The sequence below is a fragment of the Gordonia sp. WA4-43 genome, from assembly GCF_020520305.1.
Taxonomy (GTDB): domain Bacteria; phylum Actinomycetota; class Actinomycetes; order Mycobacteriales; family Mycobacteriaceae; genus Gordonia; species Gordonia hongkongensis.
Genome location: NZ_CP084736.1, coordinates 1,811,183 through 1,829,088, shown reverse-complemented (window position 1 = coordinate 1,829,088; position 17,906 = coordinate 1,811,183). Strand labels below are relative to the sequence as shown.

Genomic DNA, 17,906 nt, shown 5'->3' with positions numbered 1-17,906 from the left:
GACACCCGAGGATATGGGGTCGTCGCCGCCCGCGCGTAATCGCGCGGATGTGTACGGCGCCATCGCTCCGGTGCGCACACCCGCGGAGGTCCGCGCGAGAGGACCAAATATCCTGGGACGGTGAGCACCGAGAACGGCCGTCCGGAGTCCGACACCGATCCGTCGGTGACCCCGCGCCAGATCAAGATCGCGGGTGCGGTGACCACGCTGCAGGGGCTGGCCGGTGTTGCGGTCGCGGTGATCCTGGTGGTGCGCGGCCTGGCCGGGCACGAGGAGACCACCATCAGCGGCTACGGCACCGCGGCCTGGTTCGGCATCATCGGCGGGGGAGTACTGGTCGGCGGTCTGGCGCTGCTCTCGGGGCGGCGGTGGGGACGCTCGATCGCCATGGTGGCGCAGATCCTGCTGCTGCCGGTGGCGTATTACCTGTTCACGAGCGGATGGCCGGTGTTCGGCGTGCCGCTGGCACTCGCGGCGCTCGCGGTCCTGGTGATGCTGTTCAGTCCGGCGTCCATGAGGTGGCTCGCCGACGAACTCGAACCCGAGCGCTGACATCCTCCTCCGGCGGGCTCTCCTCCGTCCGGGTACGCCGCGCAGCCGAGGTGGACTCTCATCCGACGATCGACGCCCGGGCGGTCGTACAGTAGGGCGCATGACGCGCATCCTCGCGATTGCCAATCAGAAAGGTGGGGTCGCCAAGACCACCACGGTGGAATCCCTCGGTGCCGCCCTCGCCGATCTCGACGTCTCGGTCCTCGTCGTCGATCTCGACCCGCAAGGGTGTCTCACCTTCTCGCTCGGGCACGATCCCGATCAGCTCACCTCCTCGGTCCACGACGTGTTGCTCGGTGACGAGGAGATCGCCGATGTCCTACTCGACACCGAGGACAAGGTCACCCTGCTGCCGGCGACCATCGACCTGGCCGGCGCCGAGGCGCTGCTATTGATGCGCCCGGGGCGGGAGTATGCCCTCAAGCGTGCACTCGCAGAAGTGAGCGAGGACTTCGACGTCGTCATCGTCGACTGCCCGCCGTCGCTCGGCGTGCTCACCCTGAACGGTCTCACCGCGGCGGACGAGGTGATCGTGCCGCTGCAGTGCGAGACGCTCGCCCATCGTGGCGTCGGGCAGCTGTTGCGCACTGTCCGGGAGGTCCAGCAGATCACCAATCCGAACCTCACGATGCTGGGTGCGGTGGCCACCCTCTTCGACGCCCGGACCACGCACAGCCGCGACGTTCTCGCCGACGTGGCCGATCGGTACGACCTGCCGGTGCTCGACCCGCCCATCCCGCGCACGGTGCGTTTCGCCGAGGCCTCCGCCTCCGGGACGTCGGTCATGCGGGGCCGAAAGAACAAGGGCGCGACGGCATATCGCGCGCTCGCCGAGAATCTGTGGAAGCACTGGGAGGCGGGCGCCGAAGTCGGCACCTTCGAGGTCTGACAGTCGGGTCTGAGGTCCGGGGGGTCGTGGAGGTCAGCCCGGACCGAACGCCTCGATCCGGGGTCCGTGCTGTTCGACGACGATGTCGCCGAGGACACGCAGACTCACCACGGGCGCGGCCGGTTCACTCCGGGTGAGCGGGATGGACCGGATCTCCCGGCCGGTCGCGACATCGCGGACGCTGATCCCGGTGGTACTCGGCAGCAGGAGCTGTCCCGCCATCATCTGGCCGGGTCCCAATGTGCCGGGGACCTGGTAGATCGGATTCAGCGTCTGGGCATTCAGGACGACGGTCGCCTTCCCGGTCCAGTAGGTGACGATCCCGTCGGAGGAGATCGGGACGCTGCCGGCGGGCGGCATCGAGTCGCCGGCAACGGTGTTGGTCCCCGCCGCGTTCGCGTCGGTGTCGAACCGGCGGATCGCCGGCCCGCTCTCGGCGTCGAACGTGGGCGGTTCGGCCGGTGCGGCGCCACCGTCGTACACGGCGATCCCCGACGACGACATCGCGATGACCACGGGCGGCGGTCCGCTCACGTCGCCGGTGATGAGGGTCGACCCGTACTGCTCGACCTTCTCGTCGTCGCCGAGTACCGCGCCGAGGACCGTGAGCCGATACCCGGGGTCGTCGGCGCAGCGTTCGACGACGGCCACGCGGTCTCCCGACACCACCGACGAGAACAGCTCGCAGTCGACGCGATCGGGCGCGTCCTCCGGTCGGACCGGCGCCTCGACCCGGCCGTATTCGATTCCGCGAACGAGATTGGAACCCCAGGTCTCCATCCGGCGGGGGCCCTGCGCGACGACGTACCCCGAGTCGGTCGCGAGCCGGACCTCCGGGTCGGCGTCGCTTGTGCGGGCGCCCTTCCGGCTGCCGGTGCCCGCATCGAGAGCGGTCACCTCCGAGCAACCGCGGCTGTTGCGGTACACGGCCAGCGCCAGATCGGCGCTCCCGGTCCAGGCGGTACCGACCGCACACAGGTCGAGATCGCGGCTGTACGACCAGAGTTCGCGTCCGGTGGCCGGGTCGTGCCCGACCACCCGTCCGCCGTTCCCGGTGACGACGGCGGAGGTGCCGATCGCGGGGGCGCGGGTGGCGTCGGAGTCGGCCCGCCAGCGCGCGACGAAACTCGCGGGCACGGACTGTGCCGGCTGCACCGCGGCGGGTTCGGCCGCGGCCGGCACGCTCACGGTGTGGCGAACCGGGCTGAGGGCCCAGGCGGTGACGCACAGGGCCGCGACGACGACCACGATGGCCGCGGTGACCGCGAGATCGATCGGGCGGCGCCGTTCGGGCCTGACTCGTGCCACGCGGGTCAGCCGGTGGTCAGTCGGCGACAGCTGCTGTGGACTCCGACGCGCCGGCGTCGGACGCGGCGGTCTGCTCGCCGGCGGGCTTGCGGTTGGCGCCACCCCGACGGCGACGACGGCGACGCGGCTTCGCGGTGCCGTCACCGGCGGAGGTGTCGCTGCCGGACTCGGTCGTCGTGGTCTCGGTTGTCGTGGTCTCGGCGGCCGATTCGGTGGACGTCCCATTGGCGTCCGTCTGCCCGCCCCGGGTGCGACGGCGAGTGCGGGTCGAGCGCTTGCGCGGCTCGCGGTCCGCGCGCGTCTCCCGCGTCTCGTCGGGGTCGCGCGGCGGCTTGGCGGCGGCGATCCGCCCCGTCTTCGACTCGTCGATCGACAGGTCCGACCGGAGGTGTTCCGACGTCGAGTAGGTCTCCGGCGGATCGGGGATACCGAGACTCAGCGCCTTGTCGATGAGCTCCCAGCGGTGCAGCTCATCCCAGTCGACGAGGGTCACCGCGATGCCTGTGCGCCCGGCGCGACCGGTACGGCCGATGCGGTGCACGTAGGTCTTGTCGTCTTCGGGGCACTGGTAGTTGATGACATGGGTGACGTCGTCGATGTCGATGCCGCGGGCGGCCACGTCGGTGGCGACCAGCACATCGATGGTGCCGTCGCGGAACCGCTTGAGCGCCTTCTCGCGGGCGACCTGGCCGAGATCGCCGTGGACCGCGCCGACCTTGAAGCCGCGCTCGGCGAGGTCGTCGGCGACCTTCTGCGCGGTGCGCTTGGTGCGGGTGAAGATCATCGTGGCGCCGCGACCCTCGGCCTGCAGGATGCGGGCGACGAGTTCGGCCTTGTCCAGCGCGTGCGCCCGGTAGGCGTACTGCTTGGTGCGGTCGTGGACCGCGGAGTCGTTGGCGTTCTCGGCCCGGATGTGGGTCGGCCGGTTCAGGAACGTGCGGGCCAGGGTGACGATCGGACCGGGCATGGTCGCCGAGAACAGCATCGTCTGACGAGGCGTCGGCAATGCGGACATGATGCGCTCGATGTCGGGCAGGAAGCCGAGGTCGAGCATCTCGTCGGCCTCGTCGAGAACCAGGATCGACACTTTGCCGAGGACGAGGTGGCCCTGCTGGGCGAGGTCGAGGAGCCGGCCCGGGGTGCCGACCACGACGTCGACGCCGGACTGCAGCTCGGCGATCTGCGACTCGTACGGACGGCCACCATAGATCGAAGTGACCTTCAGGGGACGCTTCGTGCCATCGGCCAGGGTGACCTCGAGCGACGGCGCCGCCACCTGGAGATCGCCGGTCACCTGCACGCACAGCTCGCGCGTGGGCACGATGATCAGCGCGCGGGGCGTGTTGTCCAGCGGACGGACCCCGGACTCCTCGGCATGGGCGAGCCGGTGCAGCAGCGGGATGCCGAAGCCGAAGGTCTTGCCCATGCCGGTGCGGGCCTGGCCGATGAGGTCGTGGCCTTCGAGCGCCAGCGGCAGGGTCAGTTCCTGGATCGCGAAGGTGTGGGTCTTGCCGTCTGCGGCGAGGGCCGAGACGATACGGTCGTCGACGCCGAGCTCGGCGAAGGTGGGGGCGGTGTGGGTGTCGTCGACGATGGTCGTCTGCACGGCGGAATCGCTCATGTGCGGTTGTGTGCCTTTCTGGGCCGGTCTGCGCGCGATGTGTTTCGGTGCGCGCACGGAGAAGGCTCGAAAGTGCACGCGCATATGTCGTAGTGGCACCGGGGATGTGACCGGGTATCGCGAGGAACTCGCAGTTCGGCGAGCAACGCCGTCGTCACATCCACACGCTCGCGCCGGCGAGCACGCGCTCCACGCGCAGCTCAGCGGGCAAGCGACGGGGGGTCCCGTCGGAGTGCACCGCCGTCGAGTGTACTTGGTGCCCCGCGGCGGCCCGCTACCATCACCTCATGGCGCCTGCATCCGACCCGTCCGAGTCGACCCCGTCACCTGCGACGTCCACCTCGGTGGCGTCGGCCGAGATGCGGGATTCGGCGATCGGGAAGCTGTTCGCCGTGCTGCTCGCCGGCGAGTTCGCCGCGTTCCACCGGCTCATCGAGGAGTCGGCGATGGCGCCGGATGTGCCCAGCCGCATCGCGATCGCCCGGATGGCGGCCTCCGAGGTCGGCCACTTCGACCGGCTCGCCGAGCGGGTGGAGGCGATGACCGGCCTCGGCGCCGCGGAAGCCGTCGAGCGCTACCGTTCGGTGTTCGATCAGTATCACCGCGCGACGACGCCGAAGACCTGGTACGAGGCGCTGGTCAAGGCGTATGTCGGCGACGGACTCGCGGCCGACTTCTACGCCGAGCTCTCCGACATGCTGCCGCCGGACTCGCAGGCCGTGATGGCCGAGGTGATGTCGGAAACCGCCAACTCCCAGTTCGCCCGGGACCAGGTCCGGGCGGCCGTCGAGGCCGACCCGTCGATCAAATCGGCCCTGGTGCTGTGGGGCCGCCGGCTACTCGGAGAAGCCATCACCCATGCGCAGTGGGTTCTCGCCGCCGAGGAAGAGGTCACCGATCTGCTCTTCGCCGGGGCCAGTTCGCTGACCGGCGTCGCCGGGTTCTTCGACGTCGTCGCCGGCAAACACGCCGAGCGGATGGCCGACCTCGGCCTCGCCTGAGCCGGACCTGACCACGGCGGAGTCGGCCGACGGTGTTTCGCTCTGAGCGGAGTGGCTGTCCCGCCGCACCCCGGCTGCACTAGCCTTGTGCGGCAAGCGTTGACAGACACCGAGGAGGGCGGCACATGGCCGTGGAAGTGAAGATCGGCATCACCGACAGCCCGCGGGAGCTGACCATCGCGTCGACCCTGACCAGCGACAAGGCCTTCGCCGAGGTCGAGGCGGCACTGGGTGGCAAGCAGCAGCTGTTGTCCCTCGTGGACGACAAGGGCGCCCGCTACCTCATCCCGGTCACCAAGATCGCCTATGTCGAGGTGGGTGCGTCGGAGAATCGCCGCGTCGGATTCGGTTCCTGACGGGCGGCACAACCAGATCGACGAGAAGGGGCCTGTACGCCGGATGGCGTGCAGGCCCCTTCTCGCGTCGGAAGTGGTTCAGGCAGTGGCGTTGACAGTCGGCCCGCTCGGCTCGGTTCCGGCGCCGTTGACAGTCGGCCCGCTTCCGGCGTCGGTGACTTCGGTGTCCGGCTCGACGACCGGCTGCGCGTCGACCGACGCCGTCTGTCGCGGGAAGTGCGACAACCCGCCCCAGAGGAGGGCGACCGTGGTGTCCACGGCGGTCTGCTTGTCGACCGGGCGCTTGGCCTCGAGCCAGTAGCGGGCGTTGACCTGGCTGGCGCCGACGAGCCCCGACGCGAGCATCCGCGAACGGTACGGGTCGAGACCGGAATCGTGCATGACCAGGCCGTATACGGCGTCGACGCACGCCTCGGTCGCGCCCTCCACCCGGCGGATGACGGCGGGATCGGAGGCGTCGGAGGAGAAGATCAACCGGTAGCCCGAGTTGTCCTGATCGATGAAGTCGAAGAAGGCCTGAACCGCGGCACGGACGCGCTTGCGGTTGTCGGTGGTCGTCCGCAGGGCGGTGTTGACGTCGCTCACCAGCTTCTCGGCGTGGCTGTCCACGACCGCGATGTACAGGTCGAGCTTCGACGGGAAGTGTTGATACAGAACGGGTTTGCTCACTCCCGCGTGCACCGCGATCTCATCCATGCCGGCCGCGTGGTAGCCGCGTTCGACGAAGATCTCACTGGCCGCGTCGAGCAACTGCATACGTCGTGCGCTGCGCGGCAGGCGAGTGCTGCGGCCGGGCACGGCGGACGCGTTGGTTGCGGTCGACATGCCCAAGAGAGTACTCGGCGGAGCTTCCTGCGCAGTATCGGTGGTCTGCTGTGAGAAAGTTGACCGGTGAGCCGCACAGAGGACGGTGGCCCCGGGTCCGAGCGTGGCCGGGTGCGTGCCAAGGATGTCGGCCCGAGATCGTCGGGACGCCCCAGACCGGACCAGCCGCTACGAGCGCGCTGGGACCCGACCGACGACAGCGGACGTCCCCGCGTCGACCGCGATGCCCAGCCGGAATACAAGAAGCAGTCGGCGCTCGGGCGGTTCGTCTCGACCTATGGGTGGCGTGCCTATGCGATCCCGGTGCTCACGATCCTGACGATCGCGCTGATCGTCGTCACCATCCGGGACGGCCGGACCGATGCGCTCGAGCCGGCGGCGGCCGCCAGTCCCGACTCCGCGGCGCGCAACACCGACATCAGCAAGGAGACCCGCCCGATCGGTGCCCCCACCGGCGACATCCAGGCGGCCGCGCTGCCCGCCGGGACGCTGCCCCAGGGCGGCCCGTTCACCGACCGGGCCCGCAAGACGTTCCGGGTCCTGCGCGGCGGCGGTCCGCCCGTCGGCACCGGCGGGCAGGTGTACACCTACACGGTGGAGGTGGAGAACGGCCTCAACCCGCAGGACTACGGCGGTGACCCGACCTTCGCGAAGATGGTGGACACGACGCTGGCCAACCCGCGCAGCTGGATCGGCGACGGCCGCGTGTCCTTCCGCCGTGTCGACCGCGGCGAACCCGACCTCCGCATCTCGCTCACCTCGACCGGCACCACCCGCGAGTTGTGCGGCTACCAGATCCGCCTGGAGACCTCGTGCTATTACCCGCCGCAGGCGCGGGTCACGCTGAACGAAGCCCGATGGGTGCGCGGTGCGCTGTCCTATCAGGGTGACGACGTCGCCTACCGGCAGTACCTCATCAACCACGAGGTCGGTCACGGCATCGGCTACGAGGCGCACGAGGCGTGCCGCGAGGACGGCGCGCTCGCGCCGATCATGATGCAGCAGTCCTTCGGCGTCGCGAACTCCGAGATCATGGCTCTCGACCCGCAGATGAAGGCCAACCGGACCTTCGTGTGCCGTCCCAATCCCTGGCCGTTCCCCACCCGCTGACCGGGAATGCCGCCGCGGACTCATCCGTTGTGCCGGGGGTACGTAGTCAGCCCGAACAATGGAGGCGTTCGTGTCATCGCAAGGGTCGCCCACAGGGTCGCTGCCGCCGCTGGTGGAACCGGCCGCGGAACTGAGCAACGAAGAGGTGGCCCGCTACAGCCGTCACCTGATCATCCCGGACGTGGGGATGGACGGTCAGAAGCGTCTGAAGAACGCCAAGGTGCTGGTGATCGGCGCCGGAGGACTGGGTTCGCCGACGCTGCTGTACCTCGCTGCGGCGGGGGTCGGGACGATCGGCATCGTCGAGTTCGACATCGTCGACGAATCCAACCTGCAGCGCCAGGTCATCCACGGCCAGTCCGACATCGGCCGGCCCAAGGCCGAGAGCGCGCGGGACTCCATCCTGGAGATCAACCCCTTCGTCACCGTCAACCTGCATGACCGGCGGCTCGAGCCCGAGGGTGCGATCGAACTGTTCTCGCAGTACGACCTCATCCTCGACGGCACCGACAACTTCGCGACCCGGTACCTGGTCAACGACGCCGCGGTCCTCGCGCACAAGCCCTACGTGTGGGGGTCGATCTACCGCTTCGAGGGTCAGGCCTCGGTCTTCTGGGAGGACGCCCCCGACGGCCGCGGTCTCAACTACCGCGACCTCTACCCGCAGGCGCCACCGCCCGGGATGGTGCCATCCTGCGCCGAAGGCGGTGTACTCGGCATCCTCTGCGCCTCGATCGGATCCATCATGGGCACCGAGGCCATCAAGCTGATCTGTGGGATCGGCGAGCCCCTCCTCGGTCGACTCATGGTGTACGACGCCCTCGACATGACCTACCGGACCATCAAGATCCGCAAGGATCCGGAGGGTGAGCGCGTCGCCGGTCTCATCGACTACGACGACTTCTGCGGTGTCGTCTCCTCGGAGGCGTCCGACGCCGCCGCGGGGTCCACGCTGACCGCCGTCGAACTCAAGCAGAAGATCGACGCGGGCGAGAAGCTGGCGATCATCGACGTCCGGGAGCCCGTCGAATGGGACATCGTTCGCATCGACGGCGCGACCCTCATCCCGAAGGGCGACATCCTCTCCGGCGAGGGTCTCGCCAAGGTGCCGCAGGACCGGCCCACCGTGCTCTACTGCAAGACCGGCATCCGGTCCGCCGAGGCGCTCGCCGCGCTGAAGCGAGCCGGTTTCGCCGACGCCACGCACCTGCAGGGCGGCGTGACCGCGTGGGCGAACCAGGTCGACAAGACGTTGCCGGTCTACTGAGCCCGGTCATCGATCCGCACGTCGGTGCGGGTGGTTGCCGCGTGCCTTCCGGAAACGGACAACCGCGCTCGGTAATCTGGCCGACGTGAACACCGTCGAGCCGCCCGAACACGTGTTGAACACGTTCGGGCTCACCGCCCACCCGCCCATCGCGATGGGGGAATCGTGGGTCGGCGGGTGGCGTGTCGGCGAAGTCGTGCTCTCACTGGTCCCCGACCACGCGCGCGCCGCGTGGTCGGCGTCGGTGCGCGAATCCCTGTTCGTGGAGGGGATGCGCATCGCGCGTCCGTTCCGCGCCACCGACGGCCGGTACGTGGTGTCGGGCTGGCGGGCCGACACCTACATCGCCGGGACGCCCGAACCACGGCACGACGAGGTCGTCCTGGTCGCCGACCGGCTGCACGAGGCGACCGCCTCGCTCGAACGGCCCCGGTTCCTGCTGCAGCCGCCTGCTCCGCCGCACACCGACGTCGACGTGTTCACCGCGGCCGATCGTGCCGCCTGGGAGGACGTCCCGCTGCGCTCGGCCCGGGCCGCCGGTATGGCCGAGCCGACCGCACCCGACGGTGTGCAGAGCGTCGACATGCTGAAAACCCTTGCGAAGCTTCGTAAGCCGGTGGATCTGCCGTCTCAGGTCGTGCACGGTGACCTTTTCGGCACGGTGCTGTTCGCCGGTGCCGCGGCCCCGGGGATCACCGACATCGTCCCGTATTGGCGGCCCGCCCCGTGGGCGGCGGCGGTCGCGGTGGTCGACGCCCTGGCGTGGGGTGGTGCCGACACCGAACTCATCCAGCGATGGTCGGATCAGCCCGAGTGGCCGCAGATGATGCTGCGGGCGACGATGTTCCGGCTGGCCGTCCACGCGCTGCACCCGCGGTCGACCTCGGGCGCACTGCCCGGGTTGCAGCGAGTCGTCGAACATGTGCGTTTACTCGTATAACCGCAGCTCACAGCCCTGACTGACCGCTGACAGGGTTCTCACAACGCCCGTGTGACGGAGTGAGGACAACGTGACGATGCGGTCACCTCGCGGAAAATCCGCGCAACACGCCCCCTCCACACTTGGTCTCGAGTCGCACGACACCGGTGTCGGCGTCTTCCACGACAGCCACCACTGCACGCAGCCCTGTGCACGGCAGTGACACCACGTAGACCAGCAACCATCGGAGGCGGAGCCTTGGCATTCGCAGATCTCAGAGCACAACTGACACGGGACCACACGATCACCGACTGGGACCCGGAGGACCGGGTCGCCTGGGACAACGGCAATGCCGCGATCGCCAAGCGCAACCTGATCTGGTCGGTCATCTGTGAGCACGTCGGATTCTCGATCTGGTCCCTGTTCTCGGTGATGGCCCTGTTCATGGGCCCCGAGTACGGCATCAGCATGGACCAGAAGTTCGTCATCGCCGCCACCGCGACCCTGGTCGGCTCCTGCCTGCGCATCCCGTACACGCAGGCCACCGCCAAGTTCGGCGGCCGCAACTGGGCGATCTTCTCCGCCGTCGTGCTGCTCATCCCGACCGGGCTGACGATGATGCTGATGATGAACCCGGGCGAGTTCGGGTTCGGCTGGTTCCTCGCCGTCGCGGCCATCACCGGTTTCGGTGGCGGCAACTTCGCGTCGTCGATGACCAACATCAACGCGTTCTACCCGCAACGGCTGAAGGGCTGGGCGCTCGGACTCAACGCCGGCGGCGGCAACATCGGCGTGCCGGTCGTGCAGGTCATCGGTCTGCTGGTCATCTGGCTCGCCGCCGACCAGCCCGAGATCGTGTGCGCCATCTACCTCGTCGCCCTGGCCGTCGCCGGTATCGGTGCCGCCCTCTACATGGACAACCTGGACCACCAGACGGCCAGCGGTCGGGCGATGCTCGACTGCCTCAAGTACCGCGACACGTGGCTGATCTGCCTGCTCTACATCGGTACGTTCGGTTCGTTCATCGGCTTCGGGTTCGCGTTCGGCCAGGTCCTCAACATCAGTTTCACCGAGGCCGGAGTCGCGAAGCCGGCGCTGGCAGCAGCGCAGATCGTCTGGATCGGTCCGCTGCTGGGGTCGGTCATCCGTCCCTACGGCGGAAAACTGGCCGATCGCGTCGGCGGCGGCAAGGTGACGCTGTACACCTTCATCGCGATGGTCTTCTCCGCGGCGATCCTCGTCGTCGCCGGCACGATCGCCGACAACAACGGCAAGACGATCACCGGCGCCACGTTGACGGCCTTCATCATCGGCTTCATCCTGCTGTTCCTGCTCTCGGGCCTGGCCAACGGGTCGGTCTACAAGATCATCCCGACCATCTGGGAGCACAAGGCGCAGGCGCAGAGCGGACTGAATTCGCTCGGGAAGGCGAAGTGGTCGCGGAGCATGTCCGGCGCGCTCATCGGGATCGCCGGTGCCGCAGGCGGTCTCGGCGGTGTGGGTATCAACCTGGTGCTGCGCGCCAGCTACCAGTCCAACAAGTCGGCGACGATGGCCTTCTGGGTGTTCATGCTCTTCTACGTCCTGGCAGCGGTCGTGACCTGGTGGTTCTACGCCCGGCGCCCGATCGTCATCGCGGAGACCACCGATCTCGCGGTCACCGGTGCCCATGACGAAACGGCACCGACTGTCGACGGGACCGCATCGACCGGTGCTGCCGCCGAGGGCACCGACAAGCAGGCAACCAAGGAAGCGCTGGCCTGATCCTCACGGGACCGGCGAGGCAAGGGAGCAAAGAGCAGTGAACAGCGAAACCGCAACGCGCACAACCAAGACAGTGGTGGTGGTGGGCCATGGCATGGTCGGTCACCGCTTCGTCCAGGCGCTCCGCGAGCGTGACGCGACCGACCTGTGGCGTATCGAGATCGTCAGCGAGGAGATCGACCCGGCCTACGACCGGGTGGGGCTGTCCTCGTATGTCGGTGCCTGGCTTCGGGATTCTCTCGCACTCGAGGGGAACACGTACGCCGGGGACGATCGGGTCGTCACGCATCTGGGCGAGACCGTCACCGGCATCGATCGGGACGCCCGCCGGGTCGTCACCTCGAGCGGTCGCGAGATCGACTACGACGCAGTCGTTCTGGCCACCGGTTCCTACGCTTTCGTCCCGCCGGTCCCCGGTCACGACAACGACCGGTGCTTCGTCTACCGCACCCTCGACGACCTCGACGACATCCGGGCCGCGGCCGAGGCCGCCGGTCCGGGTGCGACGGGTGTGGTCGTCGGTGGCGGCCTGCTCGGACTCGAGGCCGCCAACGCACTCAAGCTCATGGGGATGACCCCCCACGTGGTGGAGTTCGCCCCGCGTCTGATGCCGATGCAGGTCGACGAGGGCGGCGGCGCGATCCTGAAGAACCTGGTGACCGAGCTCGGACTCGAGGTCCACACCGGGGTCGGGACGTCGGAGATCGCCGACGCCGAGGACGGCGGCCTGCGGGTCACGCTGTCCGACGAGTCGACGATCGACGCCTCGCTCGTGGTGTTCTCCGCCGGCGTCCGACCGCGCGATCAACTCGCTCGGGACGCGGGACTGGCCGTCGGCGAGCGCGGCGGCGTGCTCGTCGACGCCGGTTGTGTAACCGACGACGAGAACGTCTACGCCATCGGCGAGGTCGCCGCCGTCGAAGGCCGCTGCTACGGCCTCGTCGCCCCCGGTTACTCGACCGCCGAGGTGGTCGCCGACCGTCTGCTCGGCGGGACGTCGGAGTTCCCCGGTGCCGACCTGTCCACGAAGCTGAAGCTCCTCGGCGTCGACGTGGCCAGCTTCGGGGATGCGTTCGGCACCACCGAGAACGCGCTGGAGATCACCTACCACGACGCGGTCGCCGGCCGGTACGCGAAGATCGTCGTCAGCGACGACGCGAAGACGCTGCTCGGCGGAATCCTGGTCGGCGACGCATCGGCCTACGCGATGCTCAAGCCGATGGTCGGCCGGGAGATCCCGGGCGACCCCGCTGCCCTCATCGCGCCCGAGGGCGGCGCCGCGGTGGGTATGGACGCACTGCCCGACGACGCGGAGATCTGCTCGTGCAACGGCGTCTCGAAGGGTGCCATCTGCTCGGCGATCGCCGACGGCGCGTGCGACATCGCCGCGGTCAAGGGCTGCACCTCGGCCGGCACCACCTGCGGTGGCTGCCTGCCCAGCATCAAGCAGCTGCTCGCCGCGTCCGGGGTCGAACTGAGCAAGTCGCTGTGCGACCACTTCACCCAGTCGCGCGCCGAGCTGTTCGAGATCGTCGCGGTGACCGGTATCCGGACGTTCTCCGAACTCGTCGAGCGATACGGCACCGGGCAGGGTTGCGAGATCTGCAAGCCGACGGTCGCGTCGATCCTCGCGTCGACCTCCAGCGACCACATCCTCGAGGGCGAGCAGGCCGCGCTGCAGGACACCAACGACCACTTCCTGGCGAACATGCAGAAGAACGGCTCGTACTCGGTCGTGCCGCGGATGCCCGGTGGCGAGGTCACGCCCGAGCAGCTGATCGTGATCGGTGAGATCGCGCGCGACTTCGGGCTGTACACCAAGGTCACCGGCGGCCAGCGGATCGACCTGTTCGGTGCGCGCGTCGACCAGTTGCCCGAGATCTGGCGGCGCCTCGTCGACGCCGGGATGGAGTCGGGGCAGGCGTACGGCAAGAGCCTGCGGACGGTGAAGAGTTGCGTCGGTTCGACGTGGTGCCGGTACGGCGTGCAGGACTCGGTCGGCATGGCCGTGCTCCTGGAGAAGCGGTACCGCGGACTGCGCTCACCCCACAAGATCAAGTTCGGGGTCTCGGGATGTGCCCGCGAGTGCGCCGAGGCGAGGGGCAAGGACGTCGGTGTCATCGCCACCGAGCACGGCTGGAACCTCTACGTCGGCGGCAACGGCGGCCAGAGCCCGAAGCATGCGGTGCTGCTCGCCAGCGGAGTGGATGACGAGACCCTCGTCGCCTACATTGATCGGTACCTCATGTTCTACATCCGAACAGCCGATCGACTGCAGCGCACGGCGCCGTGGCTGGAGTCGCTCGAAGGTGGTCTCGACCATCTGAAGGACGTGGTGTGTGAGGACAGCCTGGGGCTCGCCGCCGAACTCGAGGAGGCGATGGCCCGCCACGTCGGCGGTTACCAGGACGAGTGGGCCGCGGTGCTCGCGGACGAGGACAAGCTGAAGCGGTTCGTCTCGTTCGTGAATGCGCCCGATGTCGTCGACCCGACGATCCGGTTCTCCGAGTACGAGCGCAAGGCGCCGGTGCTGCTCGACATGCCGGCGGTCCGTCCGGGTGCGACCGCTCCGTCGGGCCCCGATGGAGTGAGCGAACGACCGGTGAGAAAAGGAGTGCCCACATGACCATCGAAACAGGGGAGGCCGACACCATGTCCGCAGAGACGACACCCACCGGCGCCGCCACGGTGTGTGAGGGGAGCTGGGTGCGCGCTTGTTCGATCGACGACCTGATCGTCGGTCGCGGCGTCGCCGTGCTGGGTCCCGAGGGTGTGCAGGCCGCGCTGTTCCGTCTGCCCGCCGCCGAGTCCGATCGCGAGGCGGCGCCCGGGCGCTCCCGCCTGTACGCGATCGGCAACATCGATCCGTTCGGTCGCGCCGCGGTCCTCTCCCGGGGACTCACCGGCGACCGCGGGGGCGAACCCACCGTCGCCTCGCCGCTGGGTAAACAGGTCTTCGCGCTGCGCACCGGGATCTGCCTGGACGACGAGACGGTGTCGGTCCCCAGCTACGGTGTGCGGGTGGTCAACCGCATCGTCGAGGTGTTCTTCCCGGCGTGAACACCATGACCCCCGCCGGTGCAGACCCTGCCGGCGCAACCTCACCGGACCCCGACCCGTTGCCGCTCGCCGGTTTCACGATCGGGATCACCGCCGCGCGTCGCGCCGAGGAGTTCGCGGTACTGCTGGAACGACGCGGTGCCGAGGTGATGCAGGCGCCGACCATCCGCATCCTGCCGCTGGTCGACGACACCGAACTCGAGCGGGTGACCGAGGAACTCATCGCCCACCCGCCTGAGGTGATGGTCGCCACGACCGGTATCGGCTTCCGCGGGTGGGTCGAGGCCGCCGACGGATGGGGCAACGCCGAGGCCGTCCTACGGGCGCTGTCCGAGAGCCGGCTGATCGCACGCGGCCCGAAGGCCAAGGGCGCGATCCGGGCGGCGGGGCTGCGCGAGGAGTGGTCGCCGGAGAGCGAGTCCTCCTCGGAAGTCCTCGACCGGCTGCTGGAAGAGGGCGTCGACGGCGTTCGGATCGCGGTCCAGTTGCACGGTGCCACCAGCGAGTGGGAACCGCTGCCGGACTTCTGCACGGTGCTGCGCGCCGCCGGTGCCGAGGTGGTGCCGATCCCGGTGTACCGCTGGCACATGCACCCCGACGTGGCGCGCATCGACAAGATGATCGGTGCGGTGCTCCGCGGCGATCTCGACGCGATCACCTTCACCAGCGCCCCGGCGGCGGCGTCGATCCTGACCCGTGCCAAAGAACTCGGCAAGCTGCAGCAGTTCATCCACGCACTGCGGACCGCGGTACCGGTGATGTGCGTGGGTTCGGTGACCGCCAGTCCGCTGGAGGCGCTGCAGATCCCGACGATCTACCCGCGCCGGTTCCGTCTCGGCGCGCTCGCGCGCCTGATCACCGACGAACTGCCGCGGCGGAGCCACCTGCTGCGGGTCGCCGGGCACGACACCGCCATCCGCGGCCAGGCCGTCGTGGTCGACGGTGAGCTCCGCGAGATGTCGGCGACGAGTCTGCTCCTGCTCAAACTGTTGGCCCGCAACCCCGGTCGCGTGGTCTCGCGGCAGGAGTTGCTCGCCGGTCTGCCCGGCGACAGCTCCGACACCCATGCGGTCGAGGTCGCCGTCGCGCGACTCCGTGCCGCACTGGGGGATTCGAAGATGGTACAAACCGTCGTCAAGCGTGGTTACCGGCTCGCGGTCGACCTCGAGTACGACGCCGAAGACGAGTGAGAAGGAAGCGAGAACACATGCACGACAACCATGTACGGCTTCCGCACGGTGACCGGTTGCAGGGGTACAGCCCCGTCCTAGTCGCGCACGGGACCCGCAACCCGCACGGGGTCAACGTGATCGCCCAGATCGCCGAAGCCGTCAGCGACCGCATCGGGCTCACCCGCACCGCATTCGTCGACGTCCTCGGACCGACGCCGAGCGAGGTCATCGCCGACCTGGAACGTCCGGCGGTGCTGGTGCCCGCGTTCCTCGCCTCGGGCTACCACGTCCGCAAGGACCTGCCCGAACACGTCGCGGCCGCGGGACGGGCGGACACCGTCGTCACCCGGGCGCTGGGACCCGATCCGGCCATCGCCTCGGTCGCCCGACTCCGTCTGGCCGAAGCGGGCTGGGAACCGGGCGACGCGGTCGTGCTCGCCGCCGCCGGGTCATCGGACGAGAGTGCCTGCGGGCAGGTTCATCTGGCCGCCCGGCAGCTGGAATCGCTGATCGGCGGACGGGTCGAGGTCGGGTTCATCACGACCGCGACCCCCACTGTGCCCGAGGCGGTCGAGCGGGCCCGGCGCACGGGACGGCGGGTCGTGATCGCCAGCCACCTCCTCGCCCCGGGCCTGTTCCATCAGCGCCTGAGCACCTACGGCGCGGACGCGGTCGCCGCACCCCTGGGGCCGGACCCCAGGATCGTCGACCTGATCGTCACGCGGATGCGTGCGGCCATCAGTCCGTACCGACGTGTGCCGGTCCCGCGCCACGTCTGAGCTGCCCTGCAAACCCACCCTTTTTCGGCATATCCAGCACCCTCCAAGGGGGTGGGTATGCCGAGAACAGGTGGGTTTGCGGGTCGGTCACGTGGCGGGGTCCCACCGGCACTCGCGCAGTCGGATTCGCCCGTCGGTGATCGGAACACCCTCCGCCCGTAGCCGTTCCAGCTGACGTGTCGCGAGATGAGGCGCCGGCCGGCCGCCGGCGGGCACCACACGGTGCCAGGGCAGGTCGGCCGAATCGGTCCGCATGATCCAGCCGACGATCCGCGGGCTGGACAACCCGGCCGCGGCGGCCAGGTCGCCGTAGGTGCTCACCTGGCCGGCCGGAATGGCCGACACGAGTGCACGGACCCGTTCGACCTGCTCCTCGGTGATGGCTGCCATCGTCGCCTCGACAGATGTCGTCGCTACAGCAGCGATCGGACCAGCGCGGCCGCGAGCCCGGGCTCGAGGAACGGCACCATGTGGCCGCAGTCGGCGTGGTGGACGGTGACCTCGGCGCCGCGCTCGCTCGCGCACGCATCGAGGAACGCCGGCCGCACGAATGGGGGCTGGACCTGGTCGGCGACGACCACGTGGGTGGGCACGCCTGGCGGCGGAAGCACTGCGGGCCTTGCCATCTCGCTCCACGACGCCGCTGCGGCGGGTGCGCTCACCCGCCAGCCGACCCGGCCGCGCGGCCGGGGGACGAGGTGTTCGGCGAGTTCGGCCTCCATGAGCTCGTCGGGAACGGCGGCCCAGCCCTCCGCACGTTTCGCGGCGCGGGCGGTGTCGGCATCCGCGTAGTCCCAGTTGTCGAGACTGTCGGTGGCCACGTCGAGCGCGAATTCGGGGTCGAGGCCCTGCGCGGGGTCGAGCAGCACCAGCCCCTTCACCGCATCCGGGCGGCGGTTGGCCAGGTGCAACGCCAGCGCGCCACCGAACGAGTGACCCACGACGACCACCGGCTGCTCATCGGCGGGGATGTGTTCGTCGATCACCGCGGACAACGCCCGCACCTGGTGCTCGATGCTCCACGGCGGTCGCCACGGGGACCGGCCGTGACCGATCAGATCCGGCGCGACGAGGCGCACGCCGGGGAGGTGATCGGTCAGCGCTGCCCAGCGGCGGCCGTGCCCGGTGAGTCCGTGGATCGCGAGAACCGCAGGACCGCTGCCGAAGACATGCGTGTTGAGAGCTGTCACCCGTCCATCCTGCCGTACGCCGCGCGGCGGACTCCGACACAGGTCGCGGGGACACAGGTCGCGGGCACGGCCGACGTGGTCGTCGGTGGGCCG

At 69.3% G+C, this 17,906-nt stretch carries 17 protein-coding genes; 12 read left to right on the top strand and 5 right to left on the bottom strand.

What is annotated here, in order from left to right:
* Nucleotides 1-120 precede the first annotated feature (120 nt).
* Nucleotides 121-552 (top strand): hypothetical protein, encoded by a 432-nt coding sequence (locus tag LEL84_RS08350; RefSeq protein ID WP_055475551.1) that lies wholly within the window; start codon nucleotides 121-123, stop codon nucleotides 550-552.
* A gap of 100 nt (nucleotides 553-652) precedes the next feature.
* Nucleotides 653-1,441 carry a ParA family protein gene (locus LEL84_RS08345; RefSeq protein WP_055475550.1) on the top strand — a complete coding sequence of 263 codons (789 nt, stop codon included), beginning with the start codon at nucleotides 653-655 and terminating at the stop codon, nucleotides 1,439-1,441.
* Between the two features lie 33 nt (nucleotides 1,442-1,474).
* Here LEL84_RS08345 and LEL84_RS08340 read toward each other — a convergent pair whose 3' ends face one another.
* Nucleotides 1,475-2,749: a hypothetical protein gene (locus LEL84_RS08340; protein WP_226513780.1), complete on the bottom strand. Its 1,275-nt coding sequence runs from the start codon at nucleotides 2,747-2,749 to the stop codon at nucleotides 1,475-1,477.
* A 16-nt stretch (nucleotides 2,750-2,765) separates the two neighbouring features.
* Nucleotides 2,766-4,370, bottom strand: a complete 1,605-nt coding sequence (locus LEL84_RS08335; RefSeq protein WP_226513779.1) for a DEAD/DEAH box helicase — start codon at nucleotides 4,368-4,370, stop codon at nucleotides 2,766-2,768.
* 287 nt (nucleotides 4,371-4,657) lie between these two features.
* Between LEL84_RS08335 and LEL84_RS08330 the strand changes: the two genes are divergently transcribed.
* Together LEL84_RS08330 and LEL84_RS08325 are read left to right on the top strand one after the other, a co-directional pair.
* Nucleotides 4,658-5,371: a ferritin-like fold-containing protein gene (locus LEL84_RS08330; protein ID WP_083207443.1), complete on the top strand. Its 714-nt coding sequence runs from the start codon at nucleotides 4,658-4,660 to the stop codon at nucleotides 5,369-5,371.
* Nucleotides 5,372-5,496: 125 nt separating this feature from the next.
* Nucleotides 5,497-5,727: a DUF3107 domain-containing protein gene (locus LEL84_RS08325; protein ID WP_004023442.1), complete on the top strand. Its 231-nt coding sequence runs from the start codon at nucleotides 5,497-5,499 to the stop codon at nucleotides 5,725-5,727.
* A 78-nt stretch (nucleotides 5,728-5,805) separates the two neighbouring features.
* Here LEL84_RS08325 and LEL84_RS08320 read toward each other — a convergent pair whose 3' ends face one another.
* Complete coding sequence (locus LEL84_RS08320; RefSeq protein ID WP_226513778.1) at nucleotides 5,806-6,552, bottom strand: TetR/AcrR family transcriptional regulator; 747 nt, start codon at nucleotides 6,550-6,552, stop codon at nucleotides 5,806-5,808.
* Nucleotides 6,553-6,618: 66 nt separating this feature from the next.
* Between LEL84_RS08320 and LEL84_RS08315 the strand changes: the two genes are divergently transcribed.
* The 8 genes from LEL84_RS08315 to LEL84_RS08280 all read left to right on the top strand — a co-directional run bounded on the left by LEL84_RS08315 (nucleotide 6,619) and on the right by LEL84_RS08280 (nucleotide 16,623).
* Nucleotides 6,619-7,662, top strand: a complete 1,044-nt coding sequence (locus LEL84_RS08315) for a DUF3152 domain-containing protein (RefSeq protein WP_055475547.1) — start codon at nucleotides 6,619-6,621, stop codon at nucleotides 7,660-7,662.
* Between the two features lie 58 nt (nucleotides 7,663-7,720).
* Entirely contained in the window at nucleotides 7,721-8,929 is a 1,209-nt protein-coding gene (gene moeZ, locus LEL84_RS08310; RefSeq protein WP_226513777.1) for an adenylyltransferase/sulfurtransferase MoeZ, read from the top strand.
* Between the two features lie 85 nt (nucleotides 8,930-9,014).
* Nucleotides 9,015-9,869 (top strand): TIGR02569 family protein, encoded by an 855-nt coding sequence (locus LEL84_RS08305; RefSeq protein WP_226513776.1) that lies wholly within the window; start codon nucleotides 9,015-9,017, stop codon nucleotides 9,867-9,869.
* A gap of 237 nt (nucleotides 9,870-10,106) precedes the next feature.
* The gene (locus tag LEL84_RS08300; protein ID WP_226513775.1) at nucleotides 10,107-11,612 is read left to right on the top strand and encodes a nitrate/nitrite transporter; all 1,506 of its coding nucleotides are present in this window, start codon (nucleotides 10,107-10,109) and stop codon (nucleotides 11,610-11,612) included.
* 37 nt (nucleotides 11,613-11,649) lie between these two features.
* The gene (gene nirB / locus LEL84_RS08295) at nucleotides 11,650-14,238 is read left to right on the top strand and encodes a nitrite reductase large subunit NirB (RefSeq protein ID WP_226513774.1); all 2,589 of its coding nucleotides are present in this window, start codon (nucleotides 11,650-11,652) and stop codon (nucleotides 14,236-14,238) included.
* Complete coding sequence (locus LEL84_RS08290; protein WP_413466950.1) at nucleotides 14,235-14,672, top strand: nitrite reductase (NAD(P)H) small subunit family protein; 438 nt, start codon at nucleotides 14,235-14,237, stop codon at nucleotides 14,670-14,672. Before nirB ends, LEL84_RS08290 begins: the two co-directional genes overlap by 4 nt.
* A gap of 5 nt (nucleotides 14,673-14,677) precedes the next feature.
* The gene (locus LEL84_RS08285) at nucleotides 14,678-15,862 is read left to right on the top strand and encodes a uroporphyrinogen-III synthase (RefSeq protein ID WP_058252010.1); all 1,185 of its coding nucleotides are present in this window, start codon (nucleotides 14,678-14,680) and stop codon (nucleotides 15,860-15,862) included.
* 17 nt (nucleotides 15,863-15,879) lie between these two features.
* Nucleotides 15,880-16,623: a sirohydrochlorin chelatase gene (locus tag LEL84_RS08280; protein ID WP_226513773.1), complete on the top strand. Its 744-nt coding sequence runs from the start codon at nucleotides 15,880-15,882 to the stop codon at nucleotides 16,621-16,623.
* Nucleotides 16,624-16,710: 87 nt separating this feature from the next.
* Here the strand turns inward: LEL84_RS08280 and LEL84_RS08275 are convergent, their stop codons facing one another.
* Nucleotides 16,711-17,013 carry an MGMT family protein gene (locus LEL84_RS08275; RefSeq protein ID WP_058251895.1) on the bottom strand — a complete coding sequence of 101 codons (303 nt, stop codon included), beginning with the start codon at nucleotides 17,011-17,013 and terminating at the stop codon, nucleotides 16,711-16,713.
* 23 nt (nucleotides 17,014-17,036) lie between these two features.
* Complete coding sequence (locus tag LEL84_RS08270) at nucleotides 17,037-17,813, bottom strand: alpha/beta fold hydrolase (protein WP_226513772.1); 777 nt, start codon at nucleotides 17,811-17,813, stop codon at nucleotides 17,037-17,039.
* Between the last annotated feature and the right edge of the window lie 93 nt (nucleotides 17,814-17,906).